The organism is Streptomyces sp., assembly GCF_050698815.1.
In the GTDB taxonomy this organism is placed as follows: domain Bacteria; phylum Actinomycetota; class Actinomycetes; order Streptomycetales; family Streptomycetaceae; genus Streptomyces.
Genome location: NZ_JBOHCV010000385.1, coordinates 1 through 23776 on the forward strand (window position 1 = coordinate 1; position 23776 = coordinate 23776).

Below are 23776 nucleotides of genomic sequence, written 5' to 3' on the forward strand. Positions count from 1 at the left end.
GCCTCGGCCGCCGCCGCCAGCCGCCCGGCCATGTCCGCGGCCGTCCGCTCCAGTTCGCGGCGGCCGAGCACGGCGGTGGGCAGCGCGTCGGCGAGACCCGTGTGCACCTCGGCGGTGGCGCGGCCCAGACCGCGCGCCTCGTCGGTGAAGTCGCGCCGGCCGGCGAGGGCGTTCAGGGCGAGCTGCCAGCCGTCCCGGCAGCCGTCAAGGAACGGCTGCAGGACGCCGAGCGTCAGCGGAGCCGACGCGTCGCCAGCCCCCGTCTCCGCCTCGAAGCACGCCGTCGCCTCGAACCACGCCGTTGGCGCCGGCACCCGGTCGGAGCCAAGCCGGGCGAGCGCGAGCGGCAGCTCGAGATCGGGGTTGATCCCGCGCTCCACGCGGCGGAAGAGCTTGAGGATGCACGTACTGCCGTAGACCACCGAGGAGTTCGACTGCTCCGCGGCCAGCGGGCGGGCCGGCAGCCCGGCCGGGATGACGGTCTCCTCGTCCGGCCCGTGCCGGAAGCGGAGCGTGCCGAGCCGTCCGGGGACGCGCAGCCGCTCCAGCAGCACCCCGGCCAGTCGCGGGTCGTGCAGCGCCTCGTAGACGGTACGGCCGCGCAGCGGACCCGCGGACGGGCGGCCGATCAGCGAGGGCGCCAGCTCGGGCGGCAGGACGTCCCGTACCCCGAGCAGGAGTTGATAGCAGTCGGCCGCATCGTCGGCACGGGCCTCCGGGGGCTCCGTCGCGGCGGCCGGCACCACTGCCGCGCCGGCACCGGGCTGCCGCGCCCGTACCAGCAGGTGCAGCAGCCCCGCTGTCGCTCCGTCGGCCGGGCAGGGCAGCAGCTCGGCCGCCGCGACGAGGCCGAACCCGCTGACCGGACGGCCCTTGCCGGCGAACCAGCGCTGCCGGGGAAGCCAGTCGGCCAGCAGCGGCGCGAGGGAGTCGAGCAGGTCGGCACCGTAGGGGCGGGGAACCGGCAGGACCGGCCGGACCGGCAGGACCGGCGGGCCCGCCGCGGGGGACAAGGCGCTTTCCGGCACGCCGTCACCCGGCGGCCGCGGAGGCCGGCTGTTGGCGCAGCCGGAACCAGTAGAAGCCGTGCCCCGCCAGCGTCAGCAGGTACGGCCACTCGCCGATCGGCGGGAAGCGCACACCGCCGATGAGTTCCACCGGCGCCCGTCCCGCGAAGGTCCGCAGGTCCAGCTCGGTGGGCTGCGGGAAGCGGGAGAAGTTGTTCACGCACATCACCAGGTCGTCGCCGCCGTCCGGCAGTTTCACCTCGCGCAGGTAGGCGAGCACGGCCGGGTTGGAGGAGGGCAGTTCGGTGTACGTGCCGAGTCCGAAGGCCGGGTTCTGCTTACGGATCTCCACCATCCGCCGCGTCCAGTGCAGCAGCGAACTCGGCGAGCTCATCGCCGCCTCCACGTTGGTGACCTGGTAGCCGTGCACCGGGTCCATGATCGCGGGCAGGAAGAGCCGGCCGGGATCGCAGGAGGAGAAGCCCGCGTTGCGGTCCGGCGTCCACTGCATCGGCGTCCGTACCGCGTCCCGGTCGCCGAGCCAGATGTTGTCGCCCATCCCGATCTCGTCCCCGTAATAGAGGATCGGCGAGCCGGGCAGCGAGAGCAGCAGCGCGGTGAACAGCTCGATCTGGTCGCGGTCGTTGTCCAGCAGGGTCGCCAGCCGCCGCCGGATGCCGATGTTGGCGCGCATCCGCGGGTCCTTGGCGTACTCCGCGTACATGTAGTCGCGCTCTTCGTCGGTGACCATCTCCAGCGTCAGCTCGTCGTGGTTGCGCAGGAAGATGCCCCACTGGCAGCCGGACGGGATCTGCGGGGTCTTGGCGAGGATCTCCGAGACCGGGTAGCGCGACTCGCGGCGTACGGCCATGAAGATCCGCGGCATCACCGGGAAGTGGAACGCCATGTGGCACTCGTCGCCGCCCTTGGCGTAGTCGCCGAAGTAGTCGACGACGTCCTCCGGCCACTGGTTGGCCTCGGCGAGCAGGACCGTGTCGGGGTAGTGGGCGTCGACCTCGGCGCGTACCCGCTTGAGGAAGCCGTGCGAGCGCGGCAGGTTCTCGCAGTTGGTGCCCTCCTCGGCGAAGAGGTAGGGGACCGCGTCCAGCCGGAAGCCGTCGATGCCCAGGTCCAGCCAGAAGCGCAGGGCGGCGATCATCTCCTCCTGCACGACCGGGTTCTCGTAGTTCAGGTCGGGCTGGTGGGAGAAGAACCGGTGGAAGTAGTACTGCTTGCGCACCGGGTCGAAGGTCCAGTTGGACGCCTCGGTGTCGACGAAGATGATCCGGGCGTCCGGGTACCGGGTGTCCTTCTCGTCCCAGACGTAGTAGTCGCCGTAGGGACCCTCGGGGTCGCTGCGGGACTCCTGGAACCAGTGGTGCTGGTCGCTGGTGTGGTTCATCACCATGTCGATGATGATCCGCATGCCCCGCTGGTGCGCGGCGTCGACGAACTCGACGAAGTCCGCCAGGTCCCCGAACTCCGGCAGCACCGCGGTGTAGTCGGCGACGTCGTAACCGCCGTCACGCAGAGGTGAGGTGAAGAAGGGCGGCAGCCACAGGCAGTCGACGCCCAGCCACTGGAGATAGTCCAGTTTGGAGGTGAGGCCCTTCAGGTCTCCGACGCCGTCACCGTTGCTGTCCTGGAACGAGCGGACCAGGACCTCGTAGAAGACCGCACGCTTGAACCATTCCGGGTCGCGGTCCCGTGCGGGGGTGTCCTCGAAGGTGTCGGGGACGGGATCGTTGACGCTCATGAGTGGGTGACCCTCCGCTCTGCTCGGTGAGGTCGCAGGGTGAGGATGTGCGCGGCGGTGGCGGGGGGGCCGGAGCCGGTGCCGGGGTCACCGCCCGGCGTGAGGCGCACGTAGTTGGCCCTGCCCCAGTGATAGGTCTCGCCGGTGAGCTCGTCGCGCACCGGGAAGGACTCGGCCCCGCTCGTCACGGCGGCGGAGAGACCGAATCTCACAAGATCCGACGGATCCAGCGACACCGTCGCCTCGTGGGTGTGATGCGGGTCGAGGTTGACCACGACCACGACCGTGTCCGTACCGGTGTCCGGCTGGACGCAGGTCTTGGAGTACGCGATCACCTGGTCGTTGTCGGTGTGGTGGAAGGTGAGCGAGCGCAGCTGCCGGAGCGCCGGGTGGCTGCGGCGCAGCCGGTTGAGGTCGCCGATCAACGGCGCGATCGAGGCGCCGGAGCGCTCGGCGGCGGCCCAGTCGCGGGGGCGCAGCTGGTACTTCTCCGAGTCCAGGTACTCCTCGCCGTCCGGCCGCAGCGCGTCGGCTTCGCACAGCTCGTAGCCGGCGTACACGCCCCAGGTCGGGGAGAGCGTCGCGGCCAGCACGGCGCGCGTCTGGAAGGCGGCCCGCCCGCCCCGCTGGAGGCCGGCGGGCAGGATGTCGGGGGTGTTGACGAAGAAGTTCGGACGCATGTACGCGGCGGCCTCGCCCGTCAGCTCCGTCAGATAGCCGGTCAGCTCCTCCTTGGAATCGCGCCAGGTGAAGTAGGTGTAGGACTGCTGGAAACCGGCCTTGGCCAGGGTGTGCATCATCGCGGGCCGGGTGAAGGCCTCGGCGAGGAAGAGCACATCGGGGTCGGTGCGGTTGATCTCCGCGATGACCTTCTCCCAGAACACCACCGGCTTGGTGTGCGGGTTGTCGACACGGAAGATCCGCACGCCGCGCGCCATCCACAGGCGCAGCAGGCGCAGCGTCTCGCGCAGCAGGCTCCAGTACGCGGACGGGTCGCCGTCGAAGTCGAGCGGATGGATGTCCTGGTACTTCTTCGGCGGGTTCTCCGCGTGGGCGATGCTGCCGTCGGCGCGCTGCCGGAACCACTCCGGGTGCTCCTTGATCCATGGGTGGTCGGGCGAGCACTGCAACGCGAAGTCGAGCGCCACCTCCAGCCCCAGCGACCGCGCGCGCCGCACGAAGTAGCCGAAGTCCTCCGGGGTGCCCAGATCCGGATGGAGCGCGTCGTGACCGCCCGCCGCCGAGCCGATCGCCCAGGGGGAGCCGACGTCGTGCGGGCCGGCGGACAGCGCGTTGTTCGGACCTTTGCGGAAGGTGTCCCCGATGGGGTGCACCGGCGGCAGGTAGACGACGTCGAAACCCATCGCCGCTACCGCATCCAGCCGCGCGGCGGCGGTGCGGAAGGTGCCGGAGACGGGCGGCTCGCCCTCGGTGACCACGGCGCCCTCGGAGCGCGGGAACATCTCGTACCAGGACCCGAACAGGGCGCGCTCCCGCTCCACTTGGAGCGTCAGCGGGCGGGTCGCGGAGACCAGCTCGCGCAGCGGGTGCCGGTTCAGCACGGCAGTGACCTCCGGGGTCAGGGCCGCCGACAGCCGCGCCGCGATGGTGCGGGTCGTGTCGCGGAGCCCGGCCACCGCGCCCAGCACCACCGTACGGTCCACGCTCCTGGGCACCCCGGCCGCCGCCCGCTCGTGCAGGACCGCGCCCTCCTCCAGCGTCAGTTCGGTGTCGACGCCGGCCGGAATCCTGGCCTTCGCCTGCTGCCGCCAGGTGCCGACCGGATCGCCCCACGCCTCCACGGCGTAGGTCCATCTGCCCTCGCTGTCCGGCGTGACCTCGGCTCCCCAGCGATCGGTGCCGGGGGCCAGTTCGGACATGGGCGTCCAGGGGCCGGAGCGTCCGGTGGGGTCACGCAGTACGACGTTGGCGCCGACCGCGTCATGGCCCTCGCGGAAGACGGTGGCCGAGACGAGGAAGGTCTCGCCCGGCACGGCCTTGGCCGGGTGACGTCCGCAGTCGACGAGCGGCTGGACGTCGAGGACGGGGATGCGTCCGATCATGGGCTCACCTGTGTGCGTTGCGGGAGAGGCGGGCGTTTTGCGGGCTTCCGCCCGTTCTATCTGCTCCGCCTGCCGCATCCGTGTTGCGCACACGGGGCCCCGGTGCGCGTCACCCGCCCGGGGGCGTGCGACGCGCATCCGGGCCGGGCCGTCGGCCGCATGCCCCAGGCCTCGGGGAGCACCGGGAGGACTGCGGTGGAGGCCGGGACGATTAGCCCAGATCGGGGTGGACATCACACGGAAGGCGGGTGAATCTCCGCAATGTGTCCGGGCGTCGATACGGTCGCAGCGTGAAGGCCATTCGTCGTTTCTCCGTGCATCCCGTCCTTCCCGAACCCCTACGTCCGCTCAGTGAACTGGCCCGCAATCTGCGCTGGTCCTGGCACCCCGAGACCCGTCAGCTCTTCCGGTCGGCCGACCCGGACGGCTGGCAGGCGGCGGACGGCGACCCCGTCCGGCTGCTCGGCTCCGTCGCGCCGGAGCGGCTCGCGCAGCTGGCGGCCGACAGAGGCTTCCTGCGGCGGCTCGCCGTCGTCAGCGGCGACCTGCACGACTATCTGGCGGAGCCGCGCTGGTACCAGGAGGAGTCCGGGAGCGGCGACCTGCCGCAGGCGGTCGCCTACTTCTCCCCGGAGTTCGGGCTCACCGGTGCGCTGCCCCAGTACTCCGGCGGCCTCGGCATCCTCGCCGGCGACCACCTCAAGGCGGCCAGTGACCTGGGCGTTCCGCTGATCGGGGTGGGACTGCTCTACCGGCACGGGTACTTCCGGCAGAGCCTGTCCCGGGACGGCTGGCAGCAGGAGCACTACCCCGTACTGGACCCCAACGAGCTGCCGCTGCAACTGCTGCGTGAGGACGACGGCACGCCCGTGGTGGTCGCGCTCCGGCTGCCCGCCGGGCGTTCGCTGCGCGCGCACGTCTGGCAGGCGCGGGTGGGGCGGGTGCCGCTGCTGCTGCTCGACTCCGACATGGAGGACAACGCCCAGCGGGAACGCGACGTCACCGACCGGCTCTACGGCGGCGGCAGTGAGCACCGGCTGCTGCAGGAGATGCTGCTCGGCATCGGCGGGGTGCGGGCGCTGCGCGCGTACTGCCGGCTGACGGGCCATCCCGAGCCGGAGGTCTTCCACACCAACGAGGGACATGCCGGCTTCCTCGGGCTGGAGCGCATCCGCGAACTGGGGGATCAGGGGCTCGAATTCGCGAGCGCGCTGGAGGCGGTGCGGGCCGGCAACGTCTTCACGACACACACGCCCGTGCCGGCCGGCATCGACCGGTTCGACCGCGAGCTCGTCGCCCGGCACTTCGGCGAGGACGGCGAACTGGCCGGGATCGCCACGGACGACCTGCTGGCGCTGGGCACCGAGAACTACCCGGGCGGTGAGCCCGGCCTGTTCAACATGGCCGTGATGGGGCTGCGGCTGGCGCAGCGCGCCAACGGCGTGAGCACCCTGCACGGCTCCGTCAGCCGCGAGATGTTCGCGGGCCTGTGGCCGGGCTTCGACCCGGCCGAGGTCCCCATCACCTCGGTCACCAACGGCGTGCACGCCGCGACCTGGCAGGCCCCCGAGGTGCCGGCCGACGCCGCCCGGCTGCCGGACGCCGGGCTGTGGGAGCTGCGGCGCACCCTGCGCGAGCAGCTGGTGCAGCAGGTACGGACGCGGCTGCACGCCTCCTGGCGTGAGCGCGGCGCCGCGCAGGCCGAACTCGGCTGGGTGGACGGGGTGTTCGACCCGGATGTGCTGACGATCGGCTTCGCCCGCAGAGTGCCCTCCTACAAGCGGCTCACTCTCATGCTGCGCGACCGGGACCGGCTGCGGGACCTGCTGCTCAACCCGGACCGCCCGGTCCAGATCGTGGTGGCGGGCAAGGCGCACCCGGCCGACGACGGCGGCAAGCGGCTGATCCAGGAGCTGGTGCGCTTCGCCGACGATCCGCGTGTGCGCCACCGCATCGTCTTCCTGCCCGACTACGGCATGGGGATGGCGCAGAAGCTCTACCCCGGGTGCGACGTCTGGCTCAACAACCCGCTGCGGCCACTGGAGGCGTGCGGTACGAGCGGCATGAAGGCAGCGCTCAACGGCTGCCTCAACCTCTCCGTACGGGACGGCTGGTGGGACGAGTGGTTCGAGCCGGACTTCGGCTGGGCGATCCCCACGGCGGACGGCGAGGCCGCCGAGGACGAGACGCGGCGCGACGACATCGAGGCGGCGGCGCTCTACGAACTGCTCGAGGATCACGTCGCGCCCTGCTTCTACGACCGGGGTGCGGGCGGCAACGGCGTGCCTGAGCGGTGGGTCGAGATGGTGCGGCAGACCCTCAACCGGCTCTGCCCCAAGGTGCTGGCCGGCCGGATGGTGCGCGAGTACACCCACCGGCTGTACGCTCCCGCCGCCCGCGCCCAGCGCGAGCTGACCCCCGAGGCTGCCCGCGACCTGGCGGCCTGGAAGGCGCGGGTGCGTGCGGAGTGGCCACGGGTGGCGGTCGACCACGTCGAGGCGGCCGGTGATGTGGGTGACGCGCTGGAGATGGGTTCCTGTCTGGCGCTGCGGGTGCGGGTGGCGCTGGGGGCACTGGAACCCGGTGATGTGGAGGTGCAGGCCGTGGCGGGCCGGGTCGACGCGGCGGACCGGATCGCGGGCGCCGACGCGGTGCGCGTACCGCTGAAGCCGACGGGCGGTCCGGACATGGAGGGGCGCTGGCTCTACGAGGGGCCGCTGGCGCTCGACCGTACCGGCGCCTTCGGGTACACCGTGCGGGTGCTGGCCGCGCATCGGCAGCCGGCCGCCGGGGGCGCCGAACTCGGCCTGGTCGCCGCCCCGCCGGAGGACGGCCCGGCCGCCGGGACGGCGGCGGGAGTGCTGACGCGGTGAGAACGACGAGGGGGCGGGTGCCGCGGCGCCTGAGTGCGCGCGGTGCCCGCCCCGCCGTCCTTCAGCGGTGAGCTGCCTGAGCCGGCTGAGCTGCTTGATCCGGCTCAGCCGGCTCGGTCACCTCACTTGACTGCGACGGCCGTCCAGGCGGCCTCGACGGCCTTGGACTCGGCGCCGCCGGCGCCGTAGAGGTCGTCGGCGGCCTTGACCGTCGCCTTACGCGCCTTCGCGTAGTCGGTGTTGGGGTTCATGTTCTCGGTGAGAGCCTTGAACCAGATCGCCTGCGCCTTCTCGATGCCGATGCCGGTGAGCGTGGAGCCGTCGGCCGTCGGCGAGTCGTACTGCACGCCGTTGATCTCCTTCGCGCCGCTGCCCTCGGCCAGCAGGTAGAAGAAGTGGTTGGCGATGCCGGACGAGTAGTGGACGTCGGTGTTCCCGGCGTTGGAGTCCCAGGAGTCGAGCGAGTTGCCGTCCTTGCTCGGCTTGTCCATGTACCGCAGCGGCGAGCCGTCGCCCCTGATGTCGATGAGCTCGCCGACGAAGTAGTCGGCGACATCGGTGGAGCCGTTGGCGTGGAACTCGGTGGCTGCGGCGAAGATGTCCGAGGTGGCCTCGTTCAGGCCGCCGGACTCACCGGCGTAGATCAGGCCGGCGGTGGTGGAGGTGACGCCGTGCGTCATCTCGTGGGCCGCCACGTCGAGGGAGGTGAGCGGCTTCTGGTTGCCCTCACCGTCGCCGTAGGTCATGCAGAAGCAGCTGTCGTCCCAGAAGGCGTTGACGTAGCTGTTGCCGTAGTGGACGCGGCTGACCGCACCCTTGCCGTCGCCGGCGATGCCCTCGCGGCCGAGGACGTTCTTGTAGAAGTCCCAGGTCGTGGCCGAGCCGAAGTGCGCGTCGACGCCCGCGGTCTGCGGGTTGCCGGGCTTACCGTCGCCCCACTTGTCGTCGTCGTCGGTGAACTCCTGGCCGCCGCCGCTCTGACCGCCGTTGAGGTTGGTGGTCTTGTTGCCGCCGCGGGAGGCGTCGGTCAGCGTGAAGGCGCCGGCCGAGCCGGAGGTGCCCAGCTCGACGGAGCCGCTGTACATGCTCTCGCCGGTGCCTTCCTGGATGCCCTGGAACTCGAAGATCTTCTTGCCGCTGGTGGCGTCGGTGATGACGTGCATCCGGTTCGGGGCGCCGGACTTCTGCGTGCCGCCCTCGACCGTCTCCCAGGCCAGTACGGGCTTGCCTTCCATGGCCCAGACGACCTTGCGCGGGGCGACGCTGCCCTTGGCCTTGGGAGTGGCCGGCTTGGCGGCCTTGCTCGCCTTGGTGCCGACGGCGATGTCGGCCTTGGTGGCCTTGGTGACGCCGGTGTGCTTGCCGGACTTGGACTTGTGCACGATCAGGTCGCCGCCGAGGACGGGCAGGCCGTCGAAGGTCCGCACGTAACGGACGTGCGTGGCGCCGTTCTTGTTCTTGACGACGTCCTTGACCCGCAGCTCTTCCTTCGAGCCCAGGCCGAGCTTCTTGGCGTCCGCCGCCTTGGCGTCGGCCGAGTCGGCCGCCTTGACGAGCTTGGTGTGCTGAGCGGCGGTCAGCTTGACGGGCATGGCGCCCGAGCCGGCCCCGGAACCCTGCGGGGCGGGGCCGGCGCCGGCCGTCCCCGCGGTGACGCCGGCCACGACGAGGGCGGCGGTGGCGGCGAGGGCGGATATCCGCTGCTTCTTGGTAATGGATCTCACGCGGTGGCTCCTTCTGCCGTGGGGGCCGGACGGCGACGTGGGGCGACCGTCCGGGCAGAACTGTGGAACGGGAATGCGAATTGACGCGCAACTGTGCGATTGTGCGGATGCGTAAAGCTCGACCAGCCTGCCACTGAGAGCGTGTGCATGTCACCGTTGGGGCAACAGGTCTTCACAGCTTGGCCGGTTTTTGTTCGTTGACACGAAGTGCGGGTCCGGATAGCGGACTCAGGTCTTGTCGTCCGGGAGACTTCCCTGGACCAGGCTGTCCCGCCATGCCTGATGCAGAGACGCGAACCGGCCGGTCCCGGCGATGAGCCGGCCTGGCGCACCGTCCTCCACCAGCCGCCCGTCCTCCATCACCAGCACCCGGTCGGCGATGCGAACCGTCGAGAGCCGGTGCGCGATGACCACGGCCGTACGGCCCCGCAGCACCGTCGACATCGCCTGCTGCACGGCCCGTTCGCCCGGCACGTCGAGTGACGAGGTCGCCTCGTCCAGGATCAGTACGGCCGGATCGGCGAGCAGCGCACGGGCGAACCCCACCAACTGCCGCTGTCCGGCCGAGATGCGGCCGCCCCGCTTGCGCACGTCCGTGTCGTACCCGTCGGGCAGGGCGGCGATGAAGTCGTGGGCGCCGATCGACTTCGCGGCCTGCTCGATCTCCGCGCGGGTGGCGTCGGGACGGCCGATGGCGATGTTCTCCGCGACCGAGCCGGAGAAGAGGAACGCCTCCTGGGTGACCATCACGACGTCGCGCCGCAGGGTGGGGCCGTCCAGGTCGCGCAGGTCGACGCCGTCGAGGAGAACGCGCCCCGAGGTCGGGTCGTAGAAGCGGGAGAGCAGCTTGGCGAGGGTGGACTTGCCCGCTCCGGTCGCTCCGACGACGGCCACGGTCTGCCCGGCGGGCAGCGTCAGGCCGAAGGCGGGCAGCACCTCGCCGCCGGTGCGGTAGCCGAAGGAGACACCCTCGAAGACGACCTCCCTGCCCTGCCCGTCGCCGCGGCGGGCGGGCAGGGCGCGGGGTGCGCGGGGCTCGGGCACCGCGGGCCGCTGGGCCAGCAGCCCGGCGACCTTCTCCAGTGAAGCCGCCGCCGACTGGTAATAGTTGAGGAACATGCCGAGCCGGTCGATCGGCTCGTAGAGCCGGCGCAGGTACAGCGCCGCGGCGGCGAGCACACCCAGCGCGAGCTCCTCCGAAGCGACGCGGTAGGCGCCCCACAGCACGATGGCGGCGAGGGCGGTGTTCGCGGTGAGCCGGGAGCAGACCACGTACCGCGCCATCTCCAGGAGCGTGTCGCCGTTCACCTTCAGATGGCGGCCGTTGAGGCGGGCGAAGGCCGCGTCGTTGGCCCGCTCGCGGCGGAAGGTCTGCACCGGGCGGATGCCGTTGACGGTCTCCGCGAACTTGACGATGACGTCCGCGATCGCTGTGGACCGGGTGCGGAAGACACGCATGGAGCGGTTGCGGAAGTTCCGCAGCAGCAGCGCCAGCGGAACGAAACTGAGCAGCGCCACACCGCCGAGCCCGAGATCCAGCCAGAGCAGCGTCGTCACGATGTAGAGCACGGAGACGATGACGGCGAGCAGCTCCTGCAGCCCCTCGTCGAGGAGTTCGCGCAGCGCCTCGATGTCGGTGGTCGAGCGGGAGATGAGGCGGCCGGAGGTGTAGCGGTCGTGGAAGTCGACGTCGAGGGCCTGCGCGTGCCGGTAGATCCGCCCGCGCAGCTCCATCAGCACCCGCTGGTTGACCCGGGCGGCCGCGATGATGAACGCGTGCTGGAACCAGCCGGAGGCGACCGCGCAGCAGATGTAGGCGGCGCCGACGGCCAGGAGCGGGCCGTGATCGGGCGAGCCGCTCTCGCCGCGCAGCGCGGGGACGGCGCGGTCGATGGCGAACCCGACCAGGAGCGGGCCCGCCTGGGCGGCGACCTGCTGGAGCAGCAGCAGTACGGCCGCGGCGCCGACGCGGCCACGCTGCGGCCGCAGCAGCGAACCGAGCAGTGCGCGCGAGGCGTTGGCGGGTGCGGGCAGGGCGTCGCTGCTGAACGGGTCGGCCTCCGGCCCGGGGGCGACGGGCGAGCCGCCCGGTCTCCCTTTGACCGGCGGGTCGTCGCTCTCTGGGTCGTCCTCGCGCCTGGACGGCCGTACGGTACTGGTCAACTCCGCGTCCCCCCATCGTGGTCGTCGCTATCGCCGGACATCAGGTGGCGGTACTCCGCGCTGTCGCACAGCAGTTCGTGATGCGTGCCGACCGCCGCGATCCGGCCGGCCGAGAGGAGCGCCACCCGGTCCGCGAGCAGCACGGTCGAGGGACGGTGCGCGACGACCAGGGCGGTCGTCGTCGCCAGCACCTCCCGCAGTGCGGCCTCGACGGCGGCCTCCGTGTGCACGTCGAGCGCCGAGAGCGGGTCGTCCAGTACGAGGAAGCGGGGGCGCCCGACCACGGCGCGGGCGAGCGCGAGCCGCTGCCGCTGCCCACCGGAGAGGCTGTGCCCCTGTTCGCCGACCTGGGTGGCCGGGCCGTGCGGCAGGACGGCGACGAAGCCGGCGGCCTGGGAGACCCGCAGGGCCCTCTCGAGGTGCTCGGGCGGTGGCGCGTCCTCGGCTTCCGCTTCTGAACGGTCCGCGCCCATCAGCACGTTCTCCGCGACGCTGGCGGAGAAGAGCGTCGGCTCCTCGAAGGCGAGCGCGACCCGGGCCCGTAGCTCACCACGGCTCAGCGTCGCGATGTCGGCGCCGTCCAGGGTGATACGGCCGGCGCTCACCTCGTGCAGCCGCGGAACCAGCGCGGTCAGCGTCGTCTTGCCGCTGCCGGTCGCGCCGACGAGAGCCATCGTCTCGCCGGGCCGTACGTGCAGATCGATCCCGTCCAGCACGGGCGGGGTGTCCGCGGGCGCGTCGGGATAGCGGAAGCGGACCCCCGCGAAGCGCAGCCCGCCGCCGGCCTCGTCATCCCTGGGCTCGTCATCCTCGCCGTCGTCGCCGGGCTCGTCGGGAGCCGCCTCCCGCAGCACCTCCGGCGGCACCGGCTCGTCCATGACCTCGAAGAAGCGGTCGGTCGCCGTCGCCGCCTCGTTGCTCATCGCCAGCAGGAAGCCGATCGACTCCACCGGCCAGCGCAGCGTCAGCGCCGTCGAGAGAAAGGCGACGAGGGTGCCCGCCGACAGCTCACCGTCGGCCACCTGCAGCGTGCCCAGCACCAGCGCCGCGCCGATGGCGATCTCCGGCAGCGCCATGATCAGCGCCCAGATCCCGGCCAGCAGCCGCGCCTTGCGCAGCTCCGTGCCCAGCAGCCGCTCCGACAGTTCGTGGAAGGCCCGCGCCTGGCTGCGGTGCCGGCCGAACCCCTTGATGACGCGGATGCCCAGCACGGCCTCCTCGACCACGGTCGTCAGGTCGCCGATCTGGTCCTGCGCCCTGCGCGCCGCCAGCGCGTACCGCTGCTCGAAGACCGCGCAGAACAGCACCAGCGGGATGGTGGGGATCATGATCACCAGGCCCAGCGTCCACTGCTGGGTCAGCAGGATGATGCAACCCACGGCGATGGTCGCCCCGTTGACCAGCAGGAAGGTCACGCCGAAAGCGAGGAACATCCGCAGCAGCTGAAGGTCGGTCGTCGCCCGGGACAGTAACTGCCCACTGGGCCAGCGGTCGTGGAAGGAGACCGGCAGCCGCTGAAGATGCCGGAAGATGTCGGCCCGCATAGCCGCTTCCACCCCTGCCAGCGGGCGGGCGGCCAGCCATCGGCGCAGCCCGAACAGCCCCGCTTCCAGCACCCCGACGCCCAGCAGCAGCGCCCCGCCGAGCCACACCCCGCCCGTATCGCGTGCCGCCACCGGGCCGTCCACCAGCCACTTCAGAACGAGCGGGATCACCAGCCCCATGCACGAGGCGACGATCGCCACGAAGGCGGCAGCGAACATCCGCACCCGCACCGGCCGTACGTAGGGCCACAGCCGCAGCAGTGAGCGGACCGCCGACCGCTCGCCGCCGCCCGGCTCATCGGCGCGGCTCTCCCCACTGGTCCCCATCGTGGCAGTCATCAGGAGTGAGACTACGGTTCACCCCTGACATCCCTCATCTGCTTTTCCCGCGGGAGGGACGCACGGGGACGCACGGCCCCCGCGGTCGGCCCACGTGAGGCGTTTCCCCTGCGGCGGCGGGTCGTTGGTCTCCGCGTACGGGCGATCTCTGCGGGGTGACGGGCATGGAACGGGCGGGGCGGGCAGGCCGGACGGCGGCGCTGCGGGCAGGTGCGCTGTGTCTTCTCGGCGCGCTCCTGACGGGCTGCGGCGTGGTGGGCGCCGCGAAGGCACCCGCGCAGGCGATCGAGGTGACACCCCGGGACGGGGTCTCGGGTGTGGGGGCGCACGACAGGCTCCGCGTTTCGGTGCCGGAGGGCAGACTGGAGCGGGTGCGGGTGGCGCGTACCGGCGGGGCGGCCGGGCGGCCGCTGCCCGGACGCGTCTCGTCCGACGGCCACACCTGGGAGCCCACCGGCACCAGCCGCAAGCTCAAGCTCAGCAGCGAGTACACGGTCCACGTGGTCGCCCGCGACAGGCGGGGGCGGCGCGTGGCCCGGCACACCACCTTCGCCACCAAGGTGCCCGACCGGCACTTCATCGGCTTCTTCACCCCCGAACACCGGCAGACGGTCGGCACCGCGATGATCCTCTCGATCAAGTTCAGCCGGCCGATCGCCCGGCGCGCCGCGGTCGAGCGCGCCATCCGCGTGACGGCCGACCCGGAAGCGCGGGTCGCGCCGCACTGGTTCGGCCGCTCCCGGCTCGACTTCCGTCCCAGGACGTACTGGAAGCCCGGCACCCGCGTCACCCTCGATCTGCGGCTGCGTCATGTGCGGGCCGCCCGGGGGGTGTACGGGGTGCAGCGCAAGCGGGTCCACTTCACCGTCGGCCGTGACCAGCGCTCCGTCGTGGACGCCCGCACCCACACGATGACGGTGCGGCGGGGCGGCGTCGTCGTGAACACCGTGCCGGTCACCGCGGGCTCGGCCGAGAACCCCACGTACACCGGCCGCATGGTGATCAGCCAGAAGTTCCGGGTGACCCGGATGAACGCCAGCACCGTCGGGTTCGGCGGCGAGTACGACATCGAGGACGTGCCGCACGCCATGCGGCTCACCGACAGCGGCACCTTCCTGCACGGCAACTACTGGGCCTCGAGGAGCACCTTCGGCACCGCCAACGTCAGCCACGGCTGCGTCGGACTGCGGGACAGGAAGGGCGGCGACGACAACAGCCCGGCCGGGTCCTTCTACCACCGCTCGCTGATCGGGGACCTGGTCAAGGTCAAGGGCTCGGGCGAACGCACCCTCGGCGCGGACAACGGGCTGGGCGGCTGGAACATGTCCTGGCGGGCCTGGCGGGCGGGCTCCGCGCTGAACTGAGGCCGGCCGGGCCGCGGACCCCAGGAGGGCGGGGCCGCCCAGCATCGCGCGCCGCGAAATCGCGACGGAACGGTGACACGCGTGGGGGTCCCCACGTCACTACCGTGTGATTATCTAGCGGCGAAGAGACGTGTTGGCGCGTCGGGGGCGCACCCGTGGTGCGCGACCACGCGTGGGAGGGGAGCAGCCCGCAGTGGATCTGAAGTCCGTCGCCGCAGGAGCAGTGAAGCAGGCCCGGGAGAAACTGAACCCGGAGGCGATACGGGGGGACAGCCGGGCCCAGCTCATAGGCGGGTCCGCGGTGGGTCTCGTCGTACTGGCCGTGGTGATGGTGCTGGTGCTGACCACCTGCGGCAGCGGTGCGGGCGCCGGCGGCGAGCAGGGCGCGGGCAAGGACGACGCCCCGAAGAAGTCGCAGGCCCGCGTCACGGTCACTCCTGAGAACGGGGCGGACAAGGTCAGGACGTCCGGGGCGCTGAAGGTGACGGCGGCCAAGGGCAAGCTGGTCAGCGTCGAGGTCAAGGACTCCAAGGGCAAGCAGGTCGAGGGGAAGTTCGCCGAGGGCAGGACGGCCTGGGAGCCGGACACCCACCTGGCGACCCGCACGAAGTACTCCGTGCGCGCCCTCGCGCGGGACTCCGAGGGGCGTACGAAGAAGAAGAACACCGACTTCACCACGTTCACGCCCGACAGCACCTTCATAGGCCGGTTCACCCCGGAGGACGGCGACAAGGTGGGCGTCGGAATGCCCGTCTCCCTCAACTTCGATCACGCCGTCACCGACCGCGCGGCCGTCGAGAAGGCGATCTCGGTCAGCGCCGAACCCGAAGTCGATGTCCAGGGCCACTGGTTCGGCGACAGCCGCCTCGACTTCCGGCCGGAGGAGTACTGGGACGCGGGCACCAAGGTCACCCTCGACCTGAACCTCGACGGTGTCGAGGGCTACGACGGGGTGTACGGGACGCAGGACAAGAGCGTGAGCTTCACCGTCGGACGGCGTCAGGTCAGCGTCGTGGACGCGAAGAAGAAGACGATGACGGTGAAGCGGGACGGCAAGAAGATCAAGAAGTACGGGATCTCCTCGGGCAGCCCCGAGAACCCCACGTACAACGGCCGCATGGTGATCAGCGAGCGGCACAAGGTGACGCGGATGGACGGCGACACCGTGGGCTTCGGCCGCAAGGAGGAAGCGGGCGGCTACGACATCAAGGACGTGCCGCACGCCATGCGGCTGTCCACCTCGGGCACCTTCATCCACGGCAACTACTGGCTCGCTCAGTCCTCCTTCGGCCAGGTCAACGCCAGCCACGGCTGTGTCGGCCTGTTCGACAAGAAGGGCGGCGGCGACAAGGGGACGCCGGGGGCGTGGTTCTTCAGGGAGTCGATCGTCGGCGACGTCGTGGAGATCAAGAACTCCAAGGACAAGACGATCCAGCCGGACAACGGATTCAGCGGCTGGAACATGGACTGGGACAAGTGGACGGCTGAACAGAAGTAGCCGCGCGCCAGGGGGCGGTCCTCCGCCTGCCCCCTGGCGCGAACGGGCGTTAACCTTCCCCCATGACTGTGAATCTCGAAGTCGCCGACGGTGTCGCCACGATCCGCCTGGACCGTCCGCCCATGAACGCCCTGGACATCGCCACGCAGGACCGGCTGCGTGAGCTCGCCGAAGAGGCCACCCTGCGCGACGATGTGCGCGCCGTCGTGATCTACGGTGGCGAGAAGGTGTTCGCGGCGGGCGCGGACATCAAGGAGATGCAGGTCATGGACCACGCCGCCATGGTCGTGCGGTCCAAGGCCCTGCAGGACTCCTTCACCGCCGTGGCCCGCATCCCCAAGCCCGTTGTCGCCGCCGTCACCGGCTACGCGCTGGGCGGCGGCTGTGAGTTGGCACTCTGCGCCGACATCCGGATCGCCGGCGAGCGGGCCAAGCTGGGGCAGCCGGAGATCCTCCTTGGCCTCATTCCCGGCGCCGGCGGCACGCAGCGGCTCGCCCGGCTGGTGGGACCCGCCAAGGCCAAGGACCTCATCTTCACCGGGCGGCAGGTCAAGGCGCCGGAGGCGCTGCAGATGGGACTCGTGGACCGGGTGGTGCCGGACGAAGAGGTCTACGAGCGGGCCAAGGCGTGGGCCGCCTCCCTGGCCCAGGGCCCCGCGATGGCGCTGCGCGCCGCCAAGGAGTCCGTCGACGCGGGTCTGGAGACGGACATCGACACCGGGTTGACGATCGAGCGCAACTGGTTCGCCGGGCTGTTCGCGACCGAGGACCGCGCGACCGGGATGCGCAGCTTCGTGGAGGAGGGGCCCGGCAAGGCCAAGTTCCGCTGACGTAGCCCCGGTAACCCCCGGTACGGGGTGGGGTGGTGGGGGGTGGCGCACCGGATGTCCGGAGTGCGCCCCACCGTGTGGGGGAACCGGTTTTCCGTTGAATGACCGCGCGCGGCGGCCCGGCCGTGGCTGATCGTGATCACGTACGTACACGGTGTCACGCCTGGTCAGGGTCGCCCGCGCCGGGCCTCGCCGCTCGGCACCTTCCCAACCGCCCCTGCGGAAGGGCCCGTTCCGTATGATCCGATCCCCCCGAACCGCCCCACAATTCCCCCTGCCGCCGCCATGATGGTGGCCATGGCGGGACAGCGAGAAGTGGTGAGCGTGGCCAACTGGGTACCGGAGATCCCGGAGGAGCCGCCGACGGCCGACGACTTCGGGAACGGGGTGCTCGACCTCGTGGGCGACCCGACGATCGACGAGGTACGCCTCCCCAACCGCCCCGAGTCGGCGCGCACCGCACGCCAACTCGCCCGCACCGTTCTGCGACTGCACTGGGGCCTTCCCCGCCAGACCACGGACGACGCCGTCCTGCTCGTCTCCGAACTCGTCGGCAACGCCGTGCGCCACACCGGCGCGCACGTCTTCGGCCTGCGGATGCTGCGCCGCCGCGGCTGGATCCGCGCCGAGGTGCGCGACCCGTCCCGCGGCCTGCCCTGCCTCCTCCCGGTGCAGGCTCTCGACACCAGCGGCCGCGGCGTCTTCCTCGTCGACACCCTCTCCGACCGCTGGGGGGTCGACCTGCTGCCCCGCGGCAAGACCACGTGGTTCGAAATGCGGATTATCGACAGCAGGGCGGAGTAGTTTCGACGCGACCGCACAACAGCACAGCACAGAGACGGGGAAGCATGACGCGTCGGGTTCGGTATGGACGATCGAGGATTCCGCTGCGCTGCGCACCGCTGCTGGTGCTCGCACTGCTGGCCGGATGTGGTGGGGGAGCGGACGGCGCGGCCGGCGACGGCTCGGACAAGGGCGGCGTGCAGACGTCGTCCCAGGCCTCCCAGACCTCCCAGGCCTCCCAGGCCTCTCTCGCGTCCTCCCCTTGGGATTCGGGGTCGCCAGCGCCGCGGCAGCTGACCGCGCTGCCCCAAGCCGCGGACGGCAAGGACACCGGCTCCTGCGCCGACGGGAACTGCGAGGTCGAGCTGGCCGCGGGCGACGAGCTGTTCCCGAGCACCGCCTACGGGGTGCAGCGGTTCACCGTCGAGTCCATCAAGGACCGAATGATCTCCTGGCGGGCGGTCATCAAAGGCGGGTCCTCGATGCGGACGAGCGCCTCGGAGGTCTCCCGGATGAGCTGTGCGGGCGGCGAGTGCCACGGCCTCCTCGGCCGGACCACCGGCGAGCTCACGATGAACGATCTCACCGTCTCCTTCACCGCCATCGTCGAGGACCGCGCCATCGCCCAGGTCACCAGCGGCACGTAGCGCGGCCGGGGCCCCGGCTCCCGGACCCGGGCTCGCGGACGCCCGGGCCCGGGTCAGCGCCTCTTGTACGTGTCGCCGACCTCCTGGGCGTCCTTCTGCGCTTTGCGCAGGGCCGTCTTGACGGACTGTTCGCCCTCGATTGCCGCGCTGAGCTCGCGGGAGACCTTGCCGCCCAGCTCGCTGAATTCGGGGATGGCGACGAACTGGATGCCGAGGGTGGGCCGCTGCTGCACGCCCGGGTCCCGCGGGTCGGCATTGCGGATCGCGTCCCTGGAGACCTTGTGGAAGGCCTTCGCGGCCCGCTTGTACTCGGGGTTCTCGTACGTCGACGCTCGCTTGCCGGCGGGAACGTCCGCCCAGCCGGACGTCTCGCCGACCAGCCGCTCGTAGTCCTTGCCGGAGGCCCAGGATATGAACTTCCAGGCGGAGCGGGTGTTCTGGGACGCCTTCTGCATGCTCCACGCCCAGGTGTGGAGCCAGCCGGCGGACTCGGTCTTCTCCACCGGGGCCGGTACGTACCCGACCTTGCCCTTGACGGGCGAGGTGTCCGCCTCCAGGGAACCGGCACCCGCGGTCGTGTCGTACCACATGGCCGACTTGCCGTCGCGCATGGTGCTGAGGCACTCGGCGTAACCGGCCTGTGCCGCGCGGGACTCGCCGTGCTCGCGCACCAGCCCGACGTAGAACTCGGCCGCCTGGGTGAAGCCGGGAGAGGTGAGCCGGGCGTTCCAGTCCTTGTCGAACCAGGTGCCGCCGAAGGTGTTCACGAGTGTGGTCAGCGGGGCGATCATCTCGCTCCAGCCGGGCAGTCCGCGCAGGCAGATGCCCCGCATGCCCGCCTCCGCGCCGTCCGTCCGCTGCGCGAGCCTCGACACCTGCCGCCAGCTGGGATTGGCGGGCATCTCCAGGCCGAGCCTCGCGAAGACGTCCTTCCTGTACATCAGCATGGAGGACTCGCCGTAGAAAGGCTCCGCGTACACCTTGCCGTTCGCCCCGCTGAGGGAGAGCTGCATGGGCAGCAGGATGTCGCTCTGGTCGAAGGACTCGTCCTTGCTGATGTAGGAGTCCAGCGGGCGCAGCCAGCCTTTGCCGGCGTAGTTCCGCGCCTCGTAATTGCTGATCGTGGCGACGTCGTAGCGGCCGGTCTGGTTGGCGAAGTCCTGGGAGATCAGGCCGCGGACCTCGTTCTCCGGCAGGGTGGTGAAGTCGACCTCGATGCCGGTCCGGCCGGTGAAGTGTTTGGCGGTCAGCTTCTGCAGCCGGAGCATCTGAGGGTTGTCGACCATCAGGACCGTGATGGCCTTGTCGTCCCGCGGCGTTTCGCCGCCGCCCGGTCCGCCGGATCCGCCGCAGGCCGCGAGCACCCCCGCGGCGAGGACCGCGGCCGCGGCGATCCGTACTGTCCTTCCCCTGGGTATGGACATGAACGCAGCGCACTCCTCGTGGTGGTCCTCAATGGCCCAACGAGGGTTGTCCGTCGGCACCCCGGCGCCTGATGCGGAACCGTGCGGAGAGTTTTACAAGCCATCCAGCGCCGGGAACAGGCCCGAATGGCCGTCAATCGTGACTGTTCCTGCCCGCATTGCGCGTGCGCCCTCGCGCTGTGACCAGCAGTCATGTGAACGGCGACTGGCCGGTGTTGCCCGTTTGCCGTGTCACGTCTGCCCGTTTCATGCCCGAAGACGGCTGGAAACCGGAATACGTCGGGGCCCGGGAAGCACACCGTCCTGGCCGGACCCGCTTCCCGCGCCGACATCACGGCGACGGGTACACGGGCCGCAGGTTCGCGAGGGGTCGTCGCGTACTCCTCCGCGAGTGACGCTAGGCCCGCTCGGAGGTCTGTCCGGACACGGATGTCTGTCCGGAGAGCGTGAAACCTTCCAGGTGCGGGTCCACGCGCCGTGCGGAGCGCCCGGGCGGGGTGCCGGTCCGCGGGCGCCGGCCGTGATAGACGAAGGCCGGCGGCAGGTTGCCCCACACCGTGCGGCCCTCCACCACTTCTTCGAAGCTCATGCGGAGCATCTCGCGGAAACGCAGCGCGGAGGAGAGCCGCATCGCGTGGACGTAGCCGAACGTCGTGAACGCGCCGTCGGGCGCCAGCACACGGCTGACGGCCGAGAGTATGTCGTGCTGGACCTCGGGGGAGAAGGACGCCCAGGGCAGGCCGCTGACGACCACGTCCGCCTTGTCGTGGCCGCGCTCGGCGAGGAGTTGCGGCAGCTTCGACGCGTCGGCGTTGAGGACGTCGACACGCTGGAAGCGCCAGCTCAGATCGTCGGCCAGCCGCGGGTTCGTCTCCACCGCCAGCTGATGGCCGCGGCCGCCCAGCTGCTCTTCGATGGTGCTGGTGAACGCACCGGTACCGGGGCCGAGTTCCACCACCACGGGATCGCCGAGTTCGGGCACGGGAGCGGTCACGGCTTCGGCGAGTCTGCGGGAGCTGGGTGCCACGGCGCCGGTGCGGACGGGCGCCCGCAGGAACTCACGGAGCATGGTGCCGGTCTCGCTCGTCAAAGCTCATGCCTCTCGGGGTCGTCACGTGCTGCGACCGGCCGGGTGTGCGGGCACCCTCGGCAGCGGGGCTCGAGGGCCGCAGCCGTGGCCGGTACGGCCCTTGCGGCGACCACCGTACCTACGGTCCCCCGGGGCCCGACAGCGGGTGCCCGTATGATCGCCCGGCGACGGACCCGCACGCTCCTGTCCTGCGGAGATGACCGAAACGGTGCCGTCGGGGCAGCCGCCGGGCCGGGTGTACGTGGCGAGGATCTCTCCGTGACCGTCACTTCACCGTGGGCGAAATCAAGCCGCCGCTGTCCGGTCACGGCGGGACTCGGACCGGCCCGTTCCGGGCCCGGTGCCCGGCGACCCGCCGGGCACCGGTGATCCTTGCCGGTTGCCGTTGCCGGGCGCACGCTGACGGCCAGTCGCCGAATCCCAGGAGGGTCCGTGAGCATGACGTTTCCAGGCGAGTCACCGGAGTACCGGGCGGCCCGCGACCGGTTGCTCGGCCAGGAGATCGAGCTGCGCAGGGCCACCGAGGCGGTAGCCGCCGCGAGACGTGAGCTGCCACCGGGCGGCGTGGTCACGGAGGACTACGTCTTCCAGGGCGCCGGAGCCGACGGGGCCCCCGTCGACGTACGGCTGTCGGAGCTCTTCGCGCCGGGCAAGGACTCCCTGGTGATCTACAGCTTCATGTTCCCCCGGCACGCCGGTGACGACCGGCCGGGGCCCGCGAGCGGGCAGACGGCGCGGCTGAAGCGCGAAGAGGGTCCGTGTCCTTCGTGCACGACCTTGCTCGATCAGTTCGACGGCGCCATGGAGCACGTCACCCAGCGCGTCAACTTCGCGGTCGTCGCCAAGGCGCCGCTGCCGCGACTCCTCACCTTCGCCGAGGAGCGCGGCTGGCGGCACCTGCGCCTGCTGTCCTCGGCCGCGAACACCTACGGCCGTGACTACCTCGCCCAGACGGCGGACGGGTCGAACATGCCGATGCTGAACGTCTTCCGGCGCGACGGCGGCAAGATCCGCCACTTCTGGGGTTCGGAGATGCTCTACGCGCCCACCGACAACGGACAGGACCCCCGCCACGTCGGCACGCTCGAGCCGCTCTGGAACATCTTCGACCTCACACCGGAGGGCCGCGGAGCGGACTGGCAGGAGCAGCTGACCTACGCCTGAACAAGTCCGCCCTGGCGCGTGTACCTCCGGGGCCGCGGGTTGTCCTGCGGGTGGCCGTGGCGGTCCGAACCCCGGCGGGCCCTCGATGAGGGAGAGTCGCCGGAGTGCCGGGCGGCGCGCGACGGATGCGTCAACCAGCGCGTCAGCTTCGCAGTCGTCGCGAAGGCGCCGCCGCCGCGCTGAATGTGTTCCGGCGTGACGGCGATCAGCGTCCTCAGCACTCGATGACGTTGACCGCGAGCCCGCCCCGCGCCGTCTCCTTGTACTTGACCTTCAATGCGGCAGACTCCTGGAGGACCTTCTTGACCTGCGGTTTCAAAGCCCGCTTGGTGATTGGCCGCGTCGCCAGGGATTTCTCAGAGACTCTCTGCGCCTCGGCCTGAGGGGCGAGCCAGAAGTCCGTGGCGGCCAGGCCGCGCCTGCCAGCCTCCGGCATGAAGTGAGCGTAGTGGTCAAGCGTGATCTTCGGTGTGAAGTGTCCCAGCCACACGGCGAGACTGACGACAGACTCGCCTGCTTCGAGCTGCACCTGGCATATGTGTGGCGCAGCACGTGGAACATGTCCTCGCGGGACAGGTCGAACACCGGGTGGCGACGTACGCGGTCGCCGTGCTTCTGCTCCTTGTGACCGATGACCGTCAGGAGCCCGGCAGCGGCAAGCGCAGGCTTCCAGCTGCGTTCGTTCCATGTGCGGTAGTTGATGCGGTTGCCCTGGCCGGTGGTGAGGACAAGCCGGACGGTCACTGGCTTCCGCTGGCGCTCCTCCAGTGCCGACTCCGGGGCTTCTGGGTTGCGCCAGGGCAGGGTGCACTCGATAGACGGGAACTCGCGGAGGTACTCCTTCGCGCGACGCGCGAGGTTGGGGGAGAGGGGGACGGTGCGCGTCTTGTGCCCTTTTGGCAGGCAGAAGTAGGGGCGTCCCTTGATGTCCCAGCGCATCTGCCGCCGGACATGCAGCACCCCAGCCTCGGAGTCGAGGTCGTTTTCAGCCAGCCCGAACGCTTCGCCTTGGCGTAGCCCGGCGCCGAGCCCCAGATCGACCGCGGACTGATAGCGGCGGTGGAGCGTCGCGGACGGCTTCGACTGTGGAACGACCCCATGCCTTGGCCTTCTTCTTCGTGCGCCTCGGGGCCTTGACCGTCCGATACGCCTTACAGGGGCTCTTCGCGAGCCGCATGTCGTCAACGGCGGTGTTGAAGATGGTCGTCAGGTGGATCCATAGAGTCTCCGCTGTTGATGTCTCGACTCGCGAGAGCAGCTTGCTCTTGAACGTGCGAAGGGTGGTGGCGTCGATATCCCGCAGCGGGTACGCGCCCAGCAGGGGGACGATGTGGTTCCAAATCCGGCTGCCCATCGGCCCGGAGGTGGACGGCTCATCGGATCGACTTGGCCACCAGTGGTCTTCTATGTAGTCGACAAGGAGGATCTCCCCATCTCGGGGGTCTACGCCCCCCCCCACGCCGCCCGTCAGTTTGCGCGGCCGCCAGCCACTGAGCCTTTTCCAACC

General features: G+C 70.8%; 14 protein-coding genes and 2 pseudogenes. 7 read left to right on the forward strand and 9 right to left on the reverse strand.

From position 1 onward, the window contains the following. From ACRDP3_RS14090 to ACRDP3_RS14100, 3 genes and pseudogenes are all read right to left on the reverse strand, one after another. Nucleotides 1–986 (reverse strand): maltokinase N-terminal cap-like domain-containing protein (locus ACRDP3_RS14090; RefSeq protein WP_431517292.1); only part of this gene is annotated, 986 nt, incomplete at its 3' end. A 46-nt stretch (nt 987–1032) separates the two neighbouring features. Then, complete coding sequence (gene treS, locus ACRDP3_RS14095; RefSeq protein ID WP_431517266.1) at nt 1033–2763, reverse strand: maltose alpha-D-glucosyltransferase; 1731 nt, start codon at nt 2761–2763, stop codon at nt 1033–1035. Nucleotide 2764: 1 nt separating this feature from the next. After that, nucleotides 2765–4826: pseudogene (locus ACRDP3_RS14100) on the reverse strand (alpha-1,4-glucan--maltose-1-phosphate maltosyltransferase); the annotation flags it as partial. 290 nt (nt 4827–5116) lie between these two features. Between ACRDP3_RS14100 and glgP the strand changes: the two are divergent. Beyond that, nucleotides 5117–7699 carry an alpha-glucan family phosphorylase gene (gene glgP / locus ACRDP3_RS14105; protein ID WP_431517267.1) on the forward strand — a complete coding sequence of 861 codons (2583 nt, stop codon included), beginning with the start codon at nt 5117–5119 and terminating at the stop codon, nt 7697–7699. A 122-nt stretch (nt 7700–7821) separates the two neighbouring features. On the opposite strand, the gene ACRDP3_RS14110 is transcribed toward glgP, so the two are convergent. From ACRDP3_RS14110 to ACRDP3_RS14120, 3 genes are all read right to left on the reverse strand, one after another. Then, on the reverse strand, nt 7822–9423 hold the full coding sequence (locus ACRDP3_RS14110) for a M4 family metallopeptidase (RefSeq protein ID WP_431517268.1): 1602 nt from the start codon (nt 9421–9423) through the stop codon (nt 7822–7824). A gap of 228 nt (nt 9424–9651) precedes the next feature. Then, nucleotides 9652–11586, reverse strand: a complete 1935-nt coding sequence (locus ACRDP3_RS14115) for an ABC transporter ATP-binding protein (protein ID WP_431517269.1) — start codon at nt 11584–11586, stop codon at nt 9652–9654. Then, entirely contained in the window at nt 11583–13469 is a 1887-nt protein-coding gene (locus ACRDP3_RS14120; protein ID WP_431517270.1) for an ABC transporter ATP-binding protein, read from the reverse strand. Before ACRDP3_RS14120 ends, ACRDP3_RS14115 begins: the two co-directional genes overlap by 4 nt. 164 nt (nt 13470–13633) lie before the next feature. Here ACRDP3_RS14120 and ACRDP3_RS14125 point away from each other — a divergent pair, with 164 nt between their 5' ends. The 5 genes from ACRDP3_RS14125 (at nt 13634) to ACRDP3_RS14145 (ending at nt 18591) form a co-directional block, all read left to right on the forward strand. Next, on the forward strand, nt 13634–14833 hold the full coding sequence (locus ACRDP3_RS14125; RefSeq protein ID WP_431517271.1) for an Ig-like domain-containing protein: 1200 nt from the start codon (nt 13634–13636) through the stop codon (nt 14831–14833). Between the two features lie 193 nt (nt 14834–15026). Next, nucleotides 15027–16331 (forward strand): L,D-transpeptidase, encoded by a 1305-nt coding sequence (locus ACRDP3_RS14130; RefSeq protein WP_431517272.1) that lies wholly within the window; start codon nt 15027–15029, stop codon nt 16329–16331. Nucleotides 16332–16393: 62 nt separating this feature from the next. Beyond that, on the forward strand, nt 16394–17161 hold the full coding sequence (locus ACRDP3_RS14135; RefSeq protein ID WP_431517273.1) for an enoyl-CoA hydratase/isomerase family protein: 768 nt from the start codon (nt 16394–16396) through the stop codon (nt 17159–17161). Nucleotides 17162–17458: 297 nt separating this feature from the next. Further along, nucleotides 17459–17965 (forward strand): ATP-binding protein, encoded by a 507-nt coding sequence (locus ACRDP3_RS14140; protein WP_431517274.1) that lies wholly within the window; start codon nt 17459–17461, stop codon nt 17963–17965. 44 nt (nt 17966–18009) lie between these two features. Continuing rightward, complete coding sequence (locus ACRDP3_RS14145) at nt 18010–18591, forward strand: hypothetical protein (protein ID WP_431517275.1); 582 nt, start codon at nt 18010–18012, stop codon at nt 18589–18591. Nucleotides 18592–18644: 53 nt separating this feature from the next. Here ACRDP3_RS14145 and ACRDP3_RS14150 read toward each other — a convergent pair whose 3' ends face one another. Continuing rightward, complete coding sequence (locus ACRDP3_RS14150; protein ID WP_431517276.1) at nt 18645–20015, reverse strand: ABC transporter substrate-binding protein; 1371 nt, start codon at nt 20013–20015, stop codon at nt 18645–18647. Between the two features lie 397 nt (nt 20016–20412). Then, nucleotides 20413–21105: a class I SAM-dependent methyltransferase gene (locus ACRDP3_RS14155; RefSeq protein WP_431517277.1), complete on the reverse strand. Its 693-nt coding sequence runs from the start codon at nt 21103–21105 to the stop codon at nt 20413–20415. A 438-nt stretch (nt 21106–21543) separates the two neighbouring features. On the opposite strand from ACRDP3_RS14155, the gene ACRDP3_RS14160 reads away from it, so the two are divergent. Further along, nucleotides 21544–22269, forward strand: coding sequence for a DUF899 family protein (locus ACRDP3_RS14160; protein ID WP_431517278.1), 726 nt, complete (start codon nt 21544–21546; stop codon nt 22267–22269). A gap of 214 nt (nt 22270–22483) precedes the next feature. On the opposite strand, the pseudogene ACRDP3_RS14165 reads toward ACRDP3_RS14160, so the two are convergent. Continuing rightward, nucleotides 22484–22842: pseudogene (locus ACRDP3_RS14165) on the reverse strand (tyrosine-type recombinase/integrase); the annotation flags it as partial. Nucleotides 22843–23776 lie beyond the last annotated feature (934 nt).